Source organism: Pseudomonas sp. MWU12-2345 (assembly GCF_023242385.1).
GTDB classification, from domain to species: domain Bacteria; phylum Pseudomonadota; class Gammaproteobacteria; order Pseudomonadales; family Pseudomonadaceae; genus Aquipseudomonas; species Aquipseudomonas gingeri_D.
This window is the reverse complement of the sequence record NZ_JALLJA010000001.1, coordinates 722319-739345: the sequence shown is the minus strand read 5'-3', so window position 1 is coordinate 739345 and position 17027 is coordinate 722319. Positions and strand designations below refer to the sequence as shown.

General features: G+C 65.3%; 1 protein-coding gene (only partly in view). It reads left to right on the top strand.

The window, feature by feature from the left end; all coding sequences use genetic code 11:
• Positions 1-291: 291 nt before the first annotated feature.
• A protein-coding gene (locus tag M5C71_RS03150) for a non-ribosomal peptide synthase/polyketide synthase (RefSeq protein WP_248767168.1) crosses the window boundary here: on the top strand, positions 292-17027 show its 5' portion. The gene runs 14260 nt beyond the window's last position; only the first 16736 of its 30996 coding nucleotides appear in the window; the start codon lies at positions 292-294; its stop codon lies beyond the right edge, outside the window.

The window sequence follows — 17027 nt, the reverse complement described above, 5'->3', positions numbered from 1 at the left end:
CCCGGCAGGGCGTGCTTTCAGCACGCCTTGTCCCGGCTTCCCATGACAGACAGTCGCCCGTGGATGCTCTAATTTTTGAGGCCTGTGGGGAGCATGGCGAATGGGATGTTTCGCTGGTGTCAGTGGACCGCAGCCCTTTGTTGCTGCGGACCCGATCACGCCTGCGCCCGGACTCCCGTGTTGTCTTCGAGCTTCGAAGCCCCTCCGATCTTTTATCGCGCGAAACGCTGTCTCCGACACCGAGCCTTTGGGCTGTCACCCTCTCCGAAATGATAAACAGCAGGTTATTCGATGCACTTCAGCGAATTGATGGCAGTTCTTTCCACGCACGCGATCCGTCTTCAACAGGAAGAAGACGATCTGGTGATTCTCGGTGACGATGAGGGCCTTGACAGCGCCGTGCTCGACAGTCTCGGCGTGCATAAGGCGGAACTGCTCAAGCTGGTGGCTCGAAACGGCGGGGACTGGTTGAGCCCGGCCTTCCGGATTACCGCGGACATGCTGCCGCTGGCCGACCTCAGCCAGGAGGCGATCGACCGTATCGTCGACGCGGTGCCCGGTGGTGCCGGCAATGTCCAGGATATCTACCCGCTGGCGCCCCTGCAGGAAGGCATTCTCTATCATCACCTGGCCGCCGGGCAGGGTGACCCCTATGTGCTGCGGGCGCTGTTCGGCGCCGATAACCGCGAACGCCTCGACGATTTCGCCCAGGCCCTGCAAGCGGTGATCGAGCGTCACGATATCCTGCGCACCGCCATGGTCTGGGAGGGTCTCGACGAGCCGGTGCAGGTGGTGCTGCGCGACGCCACCCTGGCGGTGGAAGAGCTTGAACTGGCAGCCGCCGACGGGGATATCGAAACCCAGTTGCGCGAACGCTACGATTCCCGGCATTACCGCCTCGACCTGCGCCAGGCCCCGCTGATGCGCCTGGTCTGCGCCGAGGACCGGGCCAATGCGCGCTGGGTGGCGATCCTGTTGTTCCATCACATCGCCATCGACCATGCCGCGCTGGAGCTGGTGCAGGTCGAGATGCAGGCCTACCTGCTCGGCGAAGGCCATGCCTTGCCCGAGGCGGTGCCGTATCGCAACTATGTGGCGCAGGTCCGGCTGGGGGCCGGGGCCGATGCCCATGAAGGTTTTTTCCGCGACATGCTGGCGGACGTCGATGAGCCAACGTTGCCGTTTGGCGTGGTCGAAACCCCGGGCAGCGACCCGCTGATCGAAGAAGTTCGCGTGCCGGTCGCTGCCGCCTTGAGCCTGCGCCTGCGGGCCCAGGCCCGGCAGCTGGGGGTCAGCGCCGCGAGCCTGCATCACCTGGCGTGGGCGCGGGTGGTGGGCGCCGTTTCGGGCAAGTCCGATGTGGTCTTCGGCACCGTGCTGATGGGCCGGATGCAGGGCGGCGAGGGTGCCGATCGAGCCCTGGGCATGTTTATCAACACCTTGCCGTTGCGGGTGAAACTCGAGGGGCACGGGGTCCGTGAAGGGGTCAAGACCACCCACGCGCGCCTGACCGCCTTGCTCGGCCACGAGCACGCCTCCCTGGCCCTGGCCCAACGTTGCAGCGGCGTGGCCGCGCCGGCGCCCTTGTTCAGTTCGCTGCTCAACTACCGCCACAGCGCCGCCGAGTCGGTGGCTTCGGCCGAGACCCTGCAGGCCTGGGCCGGTTTGCACAGCCTCGGCGGTGAAGAACAGAGCACCTATCCGATCACCCTGTCGGTGGACGACCTGGGCGAAGACTTCAGCCTGGCGGTCCAGGCCCTGGCGGAGATCGGTGCGCAGCGCGTCGGCAACTATATGCTGGCGGCCCTCGGTGGGTTGGTCGAGGCTTTGGAGCAACAGCCACAGACACCCTTGCAGCACCTGGAAATCCTTCCGCCGGCCGAGCGTCAACAAGTGCTGCACGGCTTCAATGCCACGGCGCGCGACTATCCGCGGCACAGCAGCCTGCAGGCCCTGTTCGAACTGCAAGTGGCGGTGCGGCCCGACGCAGTGGCTGCCGTCCAGGATGGCCAGAGCCTGACCTACCAGCAACTCAACAGCCGGGCCAATGGCCTGGCCCGCCACCTGATCGGCCTCGGCGTACAGCCGGGCGAACGGGTGGCGTTGCTGCTGGCACGCTCCTTCGACCTGCTGGCCGGCCAACTGGCGATTATCAAGTGCGGCGCGGCCTATGTGCCGCTGGATATCAATGCGCCGGCGGAACGCCAGGCCTTCATGCTGAACGACAGCGCGGCGCGGCAGGTCCTGACCCTGAGCGGCAGCGCGGTGCCCGAAGGTATCCAGCGGGTCGATCTGGACACCCTGGAACTGGACGCCGATGTACCGAACCCGACACTGGCCGGGTCCTCCGAGTCGGTGGCCTATATCATGTACACCTCCGGCTCCACCGGCACGCCCAAAGGGGTACTGGTGCCGCACCGGGCCGTCAGCCGCCTGGTGGTCAACAACGGTTATGCCGATTTCAACGCTGATGACCGCGTAGCCTTCGCTTCCAACCCGTCCTTTGATGCCAGCACCCTGGACGTCTGGGCACCACTGCTCAATGGCGGTTGCGTGGTTGTGGTGGAGCAGTCGGTGTTGCTGTCCCTGGACGAGTTCCGCGCGCTGTTGCTGGCACGGTCGGTCAGCGTGCTGTGGATGACCGCCGGCCTGTTCCATCAATATGCCGACGGCCTGATGGAAGCCTTTGGCCGCTTGCGCTACCTGATCGTCGGCGGCGACGTGCTGGACCCGGCGGTGATCGCCCGGGTATTGGAAGAGGGCGCGCCGCGACATCTGCTCAACGGCTACGGTCCGACCGAAGCCACCACCTTCTCAACGACCTACGAAATTACCTCGGTGGGCAACGGTGGTATCCCCATCGGCCGGCCGATCGGCAACAGCCAGGTCTACGTCCTCGATGCCCTGCGCCAACCGGTGGCTGTGGGTGTGGCCGGCGAACTGTATATCGGTGGACAGGGCGTGGCCAAGGGCTATTTGAACCGCCCGGAGCTGACCGCCACGCAATTCATCGCCGACCCGTTCAACGCCGAGGCCGGAGCACTGCTGTACCGCACCGGCGACCTGGCGCGCTGGACCGCGGACGGGGTTGTCGAGTACCTGGGGCGTAACGACGACCAGGTGAAAATTCGTGGTTTCCGTATCGAACTGGGCGAGATCGAAGCACGCCTGGCCGATTGCCCGGGCGTCAAGGAAGCCGTGGTGCTGGCCCGTCAGGATGAGCCCGGACATAAACGTCTGGTGGCCTACCTGATTGCCGAGGCCGACAGCAGCTTGTCGGTGCCGGAGCTGCGTCGCGAGCTGGCGGCGTCCCTGGCCGAATATATGGTACCCAGTGCCTTTGTCGTCCTCGAGTCGTTCCCGCTGACCGCCAACGGCAAGCTGGATCGCCGGGCCTTGCCGGCACCGGACGCCGACGCCTATGCCAGTCGCGAGTTCCAGGCCCCCGAGGGCGAGCTGGAAATCACCCTGGCGCGGCTTTGGTCCGAGTTGCTGAAAGTCGAACGGGTCGGACGCCATGACCACTTCTTCGAACTCGGTGGGCACTCGCTGCTGGCGGTGAGCCTGATCGAGCGCATGCGTCAATTGGGCCTGAGTGCCGACGTGCGCGTGCTGTTCAGCCAGCCGACCCTGGCGGCGCTGGCCGCTGCCGTCGGTGGCGGTCGTGAAATCAGCGTACCGGCCAACCTGATTGTCGAGGGTTGCCAGCGGATCACCCCGGACCTGCTGCCGCTGGCCAACCTGACCCAGGCCCAGATCGACCAGGTGGTGGCGACGGTGCCGGGCGGGACTGCCAATGTGCAGGATATCTACCCGCTGGCGCCGTTGCAGGAGGGGATTCTCTATCACCACCTGGCCGCCCGGGCCGGTGACCCCTACGTGCTGCAGACCCAGTTTGCCTTTGACAGCCACAAGCGTCTGGGCGCCTTTGTCCAGGCCTTGCAGATGGTGATCGACCGCCATGACATCCTGCGTACCGGGGTGGTCTGGGAGGGCCTGGATTCACCTGTGCAAGTGGTCTGGCGTCAGGCGCGCCTGCACCTTGACGCGCTTGAACTCGACCCTGCCGCCGGCGATATCGGTGCGCAACTGCACAGCCGCTTCGATCCGCGTCACTACCGCCTGGACGTGAGCGAGGCACCGCTGATGCGTCTGGCCTATGCCGAAGATCCGCTCAACCAGCGGATCACCGCGATGCTGCTGTTCCACCATATGGCCCTGGACCATATGGCGATGGAAGTGGTGCAGCATGAAATGCAGGCCTGGCTGCTCGGTGAGACCGAGGCCTTGTCGGCGCCGGTGCCATATCGCAACTATGTGGCCCAGGCGCGCCTGGGTGTCAGCCCGGCCGATCATGAAGCGTTTTTCCGCGACATGCTCGGTGAGGTGGAGGAACCGACCCTGCCGTTCGGTTTGCAGGATGTACAGGGCGATGGCAGCGATATCGAGGAAGCGGTCCGGGCGTTGGATGCGCAGTTGGACCAGCGCCTGCGGGCTCAGGCCCGGCAGTTGGGGGTGAGTGTCGCCAGCCTGGTGCACCTGGCCTGGGCCCAGGTGCTGGGCAAGGTGTCGGGGCGCCGGGATGTGGTGTTCGGCACTGTGTTGATGGGCCGGATGCAGGGCGGCGAGGGTGCCGACCGGGCACTGGGGATGTTTATCAATACCTTGCCGCTGCGGGTTGCCGTGGGCGGGCAGGGTGTACGCGCCGGGGTCAAGGCGACCCACGCGCGGTTGACCGCGTTGCTGGGCCACGAACATGCGTCCCTGGCTTTGGCCCAACGTTGCAGCGGTGTGGCTGCGCCGACGCCATTGTTCAGCGCCTTGCTTAACTACCGGCATAGCGCCGTCGGCAGTGTTTCCGAGCGGGCCGTGCAGGCCTGGCACGGTATTCATGCCCTCAGTGGCGAAGAGCGTACCAACTACCCGTTGACCTTGAACGTCGACGATCTGGGCGACGGTTTCAACCTGACCGCCCTGGTGGCCTCGTCGATCGGTGCGCAGCGGGTTTGCGGCTATATGCACACGACGCTGGAGCATTTGGTGGAGGCTCTGGAGCAGACGCCGCAAGCGTCGTTGCAAGGCCTGTCGATCCTGCCGGCCAGCGAGCGTGAGCAGTTGCTGGTGGGATTCAACGACACGGCACTGGAGTATCCGCAGGCGCAGACCGTTCATGGGTTGTTTGAAGCGCAGGTGGAGCGCACGCCGCAGGCCCTGGCGGTGGTGCATGGCGAGCGTCGTCTGAGCTATCGCGAGCTTAACGAGCAAGCCAACCGTCTGGCGCACACCCTGCGTAAACAGGGCGTGCAGCCGGATTCGCGGGTGGGGATCTGCGTTGAACGTGGTGCCGAGATGGTCGTCGGCCTGCTGGCGATTCTCAAGGCGGGTGGCGGTTATGTGCCGCTGGACCCGACCTACCCGGCGGAGCGGATTGCCTACATGTTGCAGGACAGCGCTCCGGCGGCGGTCTTGGCACAGGCAGCTACCCAAGATCTCTTGGCGGGTGTTTCGGTGCCCGTGATCAATCTCGACCAGGACACCTGGCAGGACGAATCCGTCCAGAATCCGCAGGTGCCGGGGCTGACTTCGGCGCATCTGGCCTATCTGATCTACACCTCGGGTTCGACCGGCCTGCCTAAAGGCGTGATGATCGAACACCGCAATACCGTGAACTTCCTGACCTGGGCCCACGCCGCTTTCAATGCGGGCGCAACCTCTGTGGGAGCGGGCTTGCCAGCGATGACGGCGGTGAATCCAACATCGCCATCGCGAGCAAGCTCGCTCCTACAGGGATCGGGTTCGGCGTTGGATAAGACGTTGTTCTCGACCTCGCTGAACTTCGACCTGGCGGTCTATGAGTGCTTCGCGCCCTTGACCTCCGGCGGCAGCATCGAGGTGGTGAAAAACGTCCTGGAACTGCAACACGGCGAACACGATATCGGCCTGATCAACACCGTACCGTCGGCCCTCAAGGCCTTGCTGGAAGTGGATGGCTTGCCGGAGTCGGTGCACACGGTCAACGTTGCCGGTGAGGCGCTGAAGCGCAGCCTGGTTGAATCCCTGTTCGAAAAAACTGGCGTCCAACGTCTTTGCAACCTCTACGGCCCGTCGGAAACCACCACCTACTCAAGCTGGGTGTCGATGGACCGCGAAGACGGTTTCGCCCCGCATATCGGCAAACCGGTCGGCAACACCCAGTTCTACTTGCTGGATGAACAGCAACAACCGGTCCCATTGGGCGTACCGGGTGAAATCTACATCGGCGGCGCCGGTGTGGCGCGGGGTTACCTGAACCGCGACGACCTCACCGCCGAACGCTTCCTCCAGGACCCGTTCGCAAGCACGCCGAATGCCCGCATGTACCGCACCGGCGACCTGGGTCGCTACCTGGCGGACGGCAATATCGAATACCTCGGCCGTAACGACGACCAGGTGAAAATCCGCGGCTTCCGTATTGAACTGGGCGAGATCGACGCCCGTCTGGCCAAACACCCGGCGGTCCATGAAGCGGTGGTCACCGCTCGTGAAGACATCCCGGGCGATAAACGCCTGGTGGCTTATTACACCCTGGCCACCGGGTACACCTCGGTGGAGATCGACAGCCTGCGTCAGCATCTGCGGGAGAAGCTGCCGGAGTACATGGTCCCGGGTATCTACGTTGTTCTGGAGAAGCTGCCGTTGACCCCCAACGGCAAGCTGGACCGCAAGGCCTTGCCGGCCCCGGACAGTGATGCGTTGGTCCGTCGTGGCTACGAAGCCCCTCAAGGCGAAACCGAAATCGCCTTGGCGCAGATCTGGGCCGACTTGCTCAAGGTCGAGCAGGTGGGGCGTCACGATCACTTCTTCGAATTGGGCGGCCACTCGTTGCTGGCGGTCAGCCTGATCGGGCGCATGCGCCAAGCGGGTCTGAGCGCCGATGTCCAGGTGCTGTTCGGCCAGCCGACCCTGGCCGCACTGGCCGCCGCCGTGGGCGGGGGCCGTGAAATCAGCGTGCCGGCCAACCTGATTGGCGAAGGGTGCGAGCGTATCACCCCGGATATGCTGCCGCTGGCCAATCTCGACCAGGCCGCTATCGACCGTATTGTCGCCAGCGTGCCGGGTGGCGTGGCGAACGTGCAGGATATCTATCCGCTGGCGCCGTTGCAGGAAGGCATTCTCTACCACCATCTGTCAGCCGTGGACGGCGACCCCTATGTCCTGCACATGATGTTCACGGTGCAGGAGCGTCAGCGGCTGGACGATTTTGCCCAGGCGCTGCAACAGGTCATCGACCGCCATGACACCCTGCGCACCTCTGTGCTCTGGGAAGGCCTGGACGAGCCGGTCCAGGTGGTCTGGCGCCAGGCTCGGTTGCAATGCGAAGCCGTGGAGCTGGACTCTGGGGCCGGTGACGCCGCCGGCCAGCTCAAGGCGCGTTTCGACAGCCGTCATTCGCGCCTGGACGTCACCCTTGCGCCGCTGATGCAACTGGTGTTTGCCCGGGATGAAGCCCGGCAGCGCTGGGTGGCGATGTTGCGCTTCCATCATATGGCCCTGGACCATACGACCCTGGAAGTGGTCCGCCATGAAATCCAGGCGTATCTGCTGGGGCAGGCCGAGCAGCTCGGCAGCCCGGTGCCGTATCGCAACTATGTGGCCCAGGCGCGCCTGGGCCTGAGCCGCGAGGAACACGAGGTGTTCTTCCGCGACATGCTGGGGGATGTCGACGAACCGACGCTACCGTTCGGGCTGCGCGAAGTGCAGGGCGAAGGCCAGCAGATCGAGGAAGCCTCGCAGGTCCTGGCGTCGAGCTTGAGCCTGCGCCTGAGGACCCGTGCCCGGCAGTTGGGGGTGAGTGCCGCCAGCCTGCACCACCTGGCCTGGGCGCGGGTGATGGGGGCGCTGTCGGGCAAGTCGGACGTGGTCTTCGGCACCGTGTTGATGGGCCGGATGCAGGGCGGCGAAGGTTCCGAGCGGGCGCTGGGGATGTTTATCAACACCTTGCCGTTGCGGGTTGCCGTGGGTGAGGAGGGCGTACGCGCCGGGGTCAAGGCGACCCACGCGCGGCTGACCGCGCTGCTCGGTCATGAATATGCCTCCCTGGCCCTGGCCCAGCGTTGCAGCGGCGTGGCCGCACCGACACCACTGTTCAGCGGCCTGCTCAACTACCGGCACAGTGCCTCGGAGCAGGTTACCGAACAGGCCGTGCAGGCCTGGCAAGGCATCGAGATCCTCGGCAGCGAGGAGCGCAGCAACTACCCGCTGACCCTGTCGGTGGATGACCTGGGTGAAGACTTCGCCCTGAGTGTCCTGGCTCCGGAGGCGATCGGCGCGCAACGGATCTGCGACTACATGCACACGGCCCTGGTCAATCTGGCCGACGCCCTGGAGCAGGCGCCGCTGACGCCGCTGTCCGCACTGTCGGTCGTCCCGGCCGCCGAACGCCAGCTGCTGCTGGAAGACTTCAACCGCAGCACCGCGCCTTATCCCGCCGGCCTGACCATTGCCCGGCAGTTCGAAGCCCAGGTTCTAGCGACTCCCGACGCCCTCGCGGTGGTCCATGAAGGCCAGGGCCTGAGCTATGCCGAGCTGAATCGCCAGGCCAACCAACTGGCCCATCATCTGCGCGGCCTTGGCGTACAGCCTGATGACCGCGTCGCCATCAGTGCGGGGCGCAGCCTCGAGATGCTGGTCGGCCTGGTGGCGATCCTCAAGTCCGGCGCCGGTTATGTGCCGATCGATCCGTCGCACCCGGCGGAACGCCTGGCCTACCTGCTGCGCGACAGCGCCCCACGGGTGCTGCTGACCCAGGCCGAGCTGCTTGAACGCCTGCCGGTGCAGGACGTGCCAGTGCTGCTGCTCGACGCCGAATCCCGCCACGCCGCGGGTGTCGACGCGCAACCGCGGAGCAACCCGGATATCGCGACACCGTCCGGCCTGGCTTATGTGATCTACACCTCGGGCTCCACCGGTGAGCCGAAGGGCGTGATGGTCGAGCACCGTCAGCTGTCCAATCTGGTGAGCTGGCACTGCCAGGCGTTCGCCCTGGAAGCAGGCAGCCAGACCTCCAGTGTCGCCGGCTTCGGCTTCGACGCGATGGCCTGGGAAGTCTGGCCGACGCTGTGTGTCGGCGCTACCTTGCACCTGCCGCCGGCTTCTGCCGGCAGTGAAGATGTCGACGGCCTGCTGGCCTGGTGGCTGGCGCAGCCCCTGGACGTCAGCTTCCTGCCGACGCCGATTGCCGAATATGCCTTCAGCCAGTCGTTGCAGCACCCGACCCTGCGCACCCTGCTGATCGGCGGCGACCGCCTGCGGCAGTTCCCCCAGGGCCAGCGCTTCGCCCTGATCAACAACTATGGCCCGACCGAAACCACGGTGGTGGCGACTTCCGGGTTGATCGACGAACACGCCGCGACGCTGCATATCGGCAAACCGGTGGCCAATACCCGGGTCTATCTACTCGACGAACAACTGCGTCCGGTACCGCTGGGCGTGCCCGGTGAACTCTATATCGGTGGCGCGAGCGTGGCCCGTGGTTACCTGAACCGCGCGGCACTGACCGCCGAACGCTTCCTCAAGGACCCGTTCAGCAGCGAACCCGAGGCGCGGATGTACAAGACCGGCGACCTGGCGCGCTGGCTGGTCGACGGCAATCTCGACTACCTGGGGCGTAACGACGACCAGGTGAAGATCCGCGGCCTGCGTATCGAACTGGGGGAAATCGAAACCCGCCTGGCCAGCCATCCTGAGATCCAGGAGGCTGTGGTCCTGGCCCGCGAAGACCACCCCGGCGACAAGCGTCTGGTGGCCTATTACAGCTCGGCTGACGCGACGCTGGAAATCGAAACCCTGCGCGCCTACCTGCAAACGCAACTGCCGGACTACATGGTGCCGTCGGCCTATGTCGCCCTGGACAGTTTTCCGCTGACCGCCAACGGCAAGATCGACCGTCGGGCACTGCCGGCGCCGGATCTGACGGCCCTGCTCAGCCGTGGCTACGAAGCGCCCCAGGGCGATATCGAAATCACCCTGGCGCGGCTCTGGGCCGATGTGCTCAAGGTCGAGCGCGTCGGTCGGCATGACCATTTCTTCGAGCTCGGCGGCCACTCGCTGCTGGCGGTCAACCTGATCGGGCGCATGCGCCAGGTCGGCCTGGCGGCGGATGTCCGCGTGCTTTTCGGCCAACCGACCCTGGCCTCCCTGGCGGCGTCGGTGGGCGCGGTCAGCGACCTGGCGGTTCCGGCCAACGGGATTGCCGCGGACTGCCGGCGCATCACCCCCGACATGCTGCCGCTGATCAGCCTGGACCAGGCCACCCTCGACCGCGTCGTGGCCATGGTGCCCGGTGGTGCGGCGAACGTGCAGGATATCTACCCGCTGGCACCGTTGCAGGAAGGCATTCTCTACCACCACCTGAGTGCCGAGCAGGGCGACCCCTATGTGCTGCAATCGCAGTTCGCCTTTGACAGCCGCGCCCGCCTGAACGATTTCGCCCAGGCGCTGCAAGCGGTTATCGACCGGCATGACATCCTGCGCACCTCCATGCACTGGGAAAGCCTCGACGAGCCGTTGCAGGTGGTCTGGCGCCATGCCGAGTTGAGCATCGAGGAGGTCCATCTGGATCCCCGTGTCGGCGATATCGCCGAGCAGTTGCAGGGGCTTTTCGACCCGCGCCAGGTACGCCTGGATGTCCGCCAGGCACCGATGCTGCGCCTGGTCTTCGCCCTGGATACGGCCAACCAGCGCTGGCTGGCGACCTTGCTGTTCCACCATATGGTCCTCGACCACACCGCGCTGGACCAGGTGAAGCAGGAAATGCAGGCCTGGCTGCTGGGCCAGACCGATCAACTGGGCGTCTCCGTGCCCTATCGCAACTATGTCGCCCAGGCTCGCCTGGGGGTCAGCGAGCAGGCCCACGAGGCGTTCTTTACGGAAATGCTCGGCGATATCGACGAGCCGACGCTGCCGTTCGGCCTGCAGGATGTGCAGGGCGATGGCCATGCCATCGAACAGGCCCACCTGGCCCTGGACGCCGGTTTGAGCCAGCGCCTGCGGGTCCAGGCCCGTCAGTTCGGGGTCAGTGCCGCGAGCCTGGTACACCTGGCGTTTGCCCAGGTCCTGGGTCGGGTCAGCGGGCGTGAGCAGGTGGTGTTCGGCACCGTGCTGTTCGGCCGGATGCAGGCCGGCGAGGGCGCCGAACGGGCCCTGGGGATGTTTATCAATACCTTGCCGCTGCGGGTTGACCTGGGTGAGCGGGAAGTCCGTGAAGGGGTCAGGGCGACCCATGCGCGGCTGACCGCCTTGCTCGGGCATGAGCACGCTTCCCTGGCCCTGGCCCAGCGTTGCAGCGGCGTGGTTGCACCGGCCCCGTTGTTCAGCGCATTGCTCAACTACCGCCACAGCAGCACGGTGGTGACCGAGCAAGGCCAGAGCGCTTGGCAAGGCATGCAGGCCCTGGCGGGCGAAGAGCGGACCAACTATCCGTTGACCGTCAACGTCGACGATCTGGGCGACGGTTTCTACTTCACCACGCTGGTGGCCGCGGCCATTGGCGCGCAACGTGTTTGCGGTTATTTGCAGACGGCCCTGGACGGGTTGGTCCAGGCCCTGGAACAGGCGCCACAGACGCCGTTGCACGCAGTGTCGATATTGCCGCCGGCCGAGCGTGAGCAGTTGCTCGAAGACTGGAATCAGTCCGGCCAGGACTATGCCGCCGAGGCATTGATCCATCAGCAGTTCGAAGCCCGTGCCGAAGAACGGCCGGAGGCCGTGGCGCTGGTGTACCAGGATGAAAGCCTGAGCTACGGCGAACTCAACGCCCGTGCCAACCAGGTTGCTCATCGTCTGCTGGCCTTGGGCGTGCGCCCTGATGATCGGGTGGCGATCTGTGTCGAGCGCGGCCCGGCGATGATCGTCGGCCTGCTGGGTATCCTCAAGGCCGGCGCCGGTTATGTCCCGCTGGACCCGGCTTACCCTCGTGAGCGCCTGGCCTATACCCTCGGCGACAGTGCCCCGGTGGCTTTGCTGAGTCAGCATTCGGTGCAGGAAGCCTTGCCGGCGGTCCAGGTGCCCGTTATCAATCTTGACGATGCGGATCTGCAGGACGAATCCGTGCGCAATCCGCAGGTGCCGGGGCTGACGGCCGCGCATCTGGCCTATGTGATCTACACCTCCGGTTCCACCGGCCTGCCCAAGGGCGTGATGGTAGAACATCGCAACGTTGCGCGACTGTTCTCGGCGACCGAGGAGTGGTTCGGCTTTGGCGAGCAGGATGTCTGGGCACTGTTCCACTCATTCGCCTTCGACTTCTCGGTCTGGGAAATCTGGGGCGCGCTGCTGCATGGCGGCCGTTTGCTGATCGTGCCGCAACTGGTCAGTCGTTCGCCTGAAGATTGCTACGCGCTACTGTGCAGCGCTGGAGTCACGGTACTCAACCAGACCCCGAGCGCCTTCCGCCAACTGATCGCTGCCCAGGGTGAAAACGGCCGGCCACACTCGTTGCGCCAGGTGATTTTCGGCGGCGAGGCGCTGGATACGGCACTGCTCAAGCCCTGGTACGCCCGGGACCTGAACGCCGCTACACAGCTGGTGAACATGTACGGCATCACCGAAACCACGGTGCACGTGACCTATTACCCGTTGCAGGCCGAAGACGCCCAGCGCCTGGGCGCCAGCCCGATCGGCAAGCGCATTCCCGACTTGCAGCTGTATGTCCTCGATGACCGTCGCGAGCCAGTACCGGTGGGCGTGGTCGGCGAGCTGTATGTCGGTGGCGCCGGGGTTGCCCGGGGCTACCTGAACCGTGCCGAACTGAGTGCCGAGCGTTTCCTCGACAACCCGTTCAGCCGCGAGGCGAATGCGCGCATGTACCGCACCGGTGACCTGGGTCGCTGGCTGGCCGACGGCAGCCTGGAATACCTCGGTCGTAACGACGAGCAGGTGAAGATTCGCGGTTTCCGCATCGAACTGGGCGAGATCGAAGCGCGGCTTGGTGCCTGCGAGGGCGTGCGGGATGCGCTGGTGCTGGTGCGCGAAGACGAACCCGGCGACAAACGCCTGGTGGCTTATGTCATCGGCGCTGCGGGGGTTGAGCTGGACGCCGCGCAACTGCGCGAGCAACTGCGCCAGTCCCTGGCCGAATACATGCTGCCAAGCGCCTTTGTCAGCCTGGAAAGCTTCCCGCTGACCGCCAACGGCAAACTCGACCGCAAGGCCCTGCCGGCCCCGGATCGCTCGGCGGTGGCCAGCCGTGGCTACGAGGCCCCTGAAGGTGACACCGAGATCGCCATTGCGCGGATCTGGCAGGAGCTGTTGCAACTGGATCAGGTCGGTCGCCATGACCACTTCTTCGAACTGGGCGGCCACTCGCTGCTGGCGGTGAAACTGATCGAGCGCATGCGCCAGGTCAACCTCAGTGCCGATGTCCGTGTGCTGTTCGGCCAGCCGACCCTGTCCGCCCTGGCGGCCGCGGTGGGTGGCAAGCATGAGGTCGAGGTCCCGGCCAACCTCATCACCAAGGGTTGTGAGCGCATCACCCCGGACATGCTGCCGCTGGTGTCCCTGAGCCAGGACGATATCGACCGCGTGGTCGCCGGCGTGCCTGGCGGCCTGGCCAATGTGCAGGATATCTACGCCCTGGCGCCGTTGCAGGAGGGGATTCTGTATCACCACCTGGCCGCGGCCCAAGGTGACCCGTACCTGCAATATGCGATGTTCGCCTTCGACAGTCTCGAACGTCTGCACAGTTTCGCCCAGGCCCTGCAAGGCGTGGTGGCGCGACACGATATCCTGCGTACCTCGGTATTCTGGGAAAGCCTCGATGCGCCGGTGCAAGTGGTCTGGCGCGAAGCGACCCTGGGTCTTGAACAGCTTGAGCTGGACCCGGCGAACGGTGAAGTGGTCGAACAACTGCGTGAACGCCTTGATCCACGCCATACCCGCCTGGATATTCGCCAGGCGCCGATGATGCGCATCGGTTATGCCCAGGACCCGGCGAATAAGCGCTGGGTCGGCATGCTGCTGTTCCATCACCTGGTGGACGACGCCACCTCGCTGCGCATTCTCTGCGGCGAAATCGAGGCGCATATGCTCGACCGCCAGGCCGAGCTGCCGCCGTCCGTGCCGTATCGCAACTACGTGGCCCAGGCCTGGCTGGGTGTCAGCCGCGAGGAACACGAAGCGTTCTTCCGCGACATGCTCGGCGATATCGAGGAACCGACGCTGCCGTTCGGCCTGCAGGATGTGCAGGGTGACGGTCATGCGATCGAGGAAGTGCGGCAACGTGTGGACGACGACCTGAGCCGTCGCCTGCGCTTGCAGGCCCGTCAGCTCGGGGTCAGTGCCGCGAGCCTCTATCACCTGGCCTGGGGTCGTGTACTGGGCGTGGTGTCGGACAAGGACGATGTGGTCTTCGGCACCGTCTTGCTCGGTCGCCTGCAAGGCGGCGCCGGGGCCGATCGGGCCCTGGGCATGTTCATCAATACCTTGCCGCTGCGGGTGGCGCTGGGAGAGCAGGGCGTGCGCAGTGGTCTGAAGGCCACCCATGCCCGACTCAGCGGGCTGCTGGCCCATGAACACGCGTCGCTGGTACTGGCGCAACGCTGCAGCGGCGTGGCCGCTTCGACGCCGCTGTTCAGTTCCTTGCTCAACTATCGGCAGATCGGCGATACCAACGTGACCGACCAGGCGTTGGCCGCCTGGGAAGGTATCCAGGCGCTGGACGGCGAAGAACGCACCAACTACCCGCTGACCTTGTCGGTGGACGATCTGGGTGAAGGTTTCAACCTGACCGTCATGGCCGAAGGGCAGATCGGTGCCGAGCGGGTCTGCGGCTATATGCACTGCGCCCTGGAAAACCTGGTGCAGGCCCTGGAGCAGGCGCCGGACAGGGCCCTGGGCGCGATCAATATCCTGCCGCCGGGCGAACGCCAGCAATTGCTGGAAAGCTGGAACACTCCTCATGCGCTGTATTCCGATGACGCCTTGATCCACCGCACCTTCGAAGCCTGGGTGGTGGCGCAACCGGAAGCCGTGGCCCTGCAGTATGAAGGGCGCACGCTGACCTACGCTGAGCTGAACGCCCGCGCCAACCAGGTCGCCCATCATTTGCTGACCCTGGGCGTGCGTCCGGATGACCGGGTGGCGATCTGTGTCGAACGCGGCCTGGAGATGATTGTCGGGCTGTTGGGTATCCTCAAGGCGGGTGCCGGCTACGTGCCGATCGACCCGGCCTATCCGGCCGAGCGTATCGCCTACCAGTTGCAGGACAGTGCTCCCGTGGCGGTATTGGCCGATGCCGCCGGCCTGGCGCTGCTGGGCACCTTCGACGGTCCACGGGTCGATCTACGCAGCCCGGCGCTGCAGGCCCAGTCGAGCAGCAATCCACGGGTCAGCGGGCTCAGCCCGCATCACCTGGCCTATGTGATCTACACCTCCGGTTCTACCGGCCTGCCCAAGGGCGTGATGGTCGAGCACCGCAACGTCGCGCGGCTGTTCTCGGCGACCCAGAGCTGGTTCGAGTTCAATGAGCAGGATGTCTGGGCCTTGTTCCACTCGTTCGCCTTCGACTTCTCGGTCTGGGAAATCTGGGGCGCGCTGCTGCACGGCGGGCGTTTGCTGGTGGTGCCACAACTGGTCAGCCGTTCACCAGAAGACTGCTACGCACTGCTGTGCAACGCCGGGGTAACGGTGCTCAACCAGACCCCGAGCGCCTTCCGCCAGTTGCTCAACGCCCAGGGCGAGAGCGATCTGCGCCATTCCCTGCGCCAGGTGATTTTCGGTGGCGAAGCCCTGGAGACCGGGATGCTCAAGCCGTGGTACGCCCGGGTGGCCAACGCCGGCACCCAATTGGTGAACATGTACGGCATCACCGAAACCACGGTGCATGTGACCTACTGCCCATTGGTGGCGGCGGATGCGCAGCGGGCGGGCGTCAGCCCTATCGGCGTACGGATTCCCGATTTGCAATTGTATGTGCTCGACAGCCGTCGCGAGCCGGTGCCGGTAGGCGTGGTCGGCGAGCTGTATGTCGGCGGTGCCGGGGTGGCCCGGGGGTATCTGAACCGTGCCGAACTGACCGCCGAGCGTTTCCTGGCGAACCCGTTCAGCAAGGAGCCCCTGGCGCGCTTGTACAAGACCGGCGACCTGGGTCGCTGGATGGCCGATGGCAGCCTCGATTACCTGGGCCGCAATGACGACCAGGTGAAGATCCGTGGTTTCCGTATCGAACTGGGTGAAATCGAAGCGGCGCTGGCTGCTTGCGAAGGCGTCCGCGAGGCGGTGGTGCTGGCCCGCGAAGACGAGCCGGGGGATAAACGCCTGGTGGCCTATGTGATCGCCGCGCCGGGCCAGGAGGTGGTTGCCGCCGAGCTGCGTGCGCAACTGTTGCTGTCCCTGGCGGACTATATGGTGCCAAGTGCCTTCGTAGCCCTGGAAGCCTTCCCGCTGACCACCAACGGCAAGCTGAATCGCAAGGCCCTGCCGGCACCGGATGCGCAAGCCCTGGTGCGCCGTGACTACGCGGCGCCTGAAGGTGCAGTGGAAATCGCCATCGCGCAGATCTGGCAATCCTTGCTGCAACTGGAGCAGGTGGGTCGCCATGACCACTTCTTTGAACTGGGCGGGCATTCGCTGCTGGCGGTGAAACTGATCGAGCGCATGCGCCAGGTCGGCCTGGCCGCCGATGTGCGGGTGCTGTTCAGCCAGCCGACCCTGGCGGCCCTGGCCGCGGCGGTGGGCGGGCATCAGGAGGTGCGGATACCGAACAACCTGATCGCTCCGGGCTGTGAGCGTATTACCCCGGACATGCTGCCCCTGGCCGATCTGGATCAGACGGCCATCGACCGGATTGTCGCCAGCGTGCCGGGCGGCGTGGCCAATGTGCAGGATATCTACGCCCTGGCGCCGTTGCAGGAAGGGATTCTTTATCACCACCTGGCAGCCCATGAGGGTGACCCCTATGTCCTGCAGGTGCTGTTCGCCTTCGACAATCGCGAGCGCCTGGGTGGTTTCGCCGAGGCCTTGCAGAGCGTGGTCGATCGCCATGACATCCT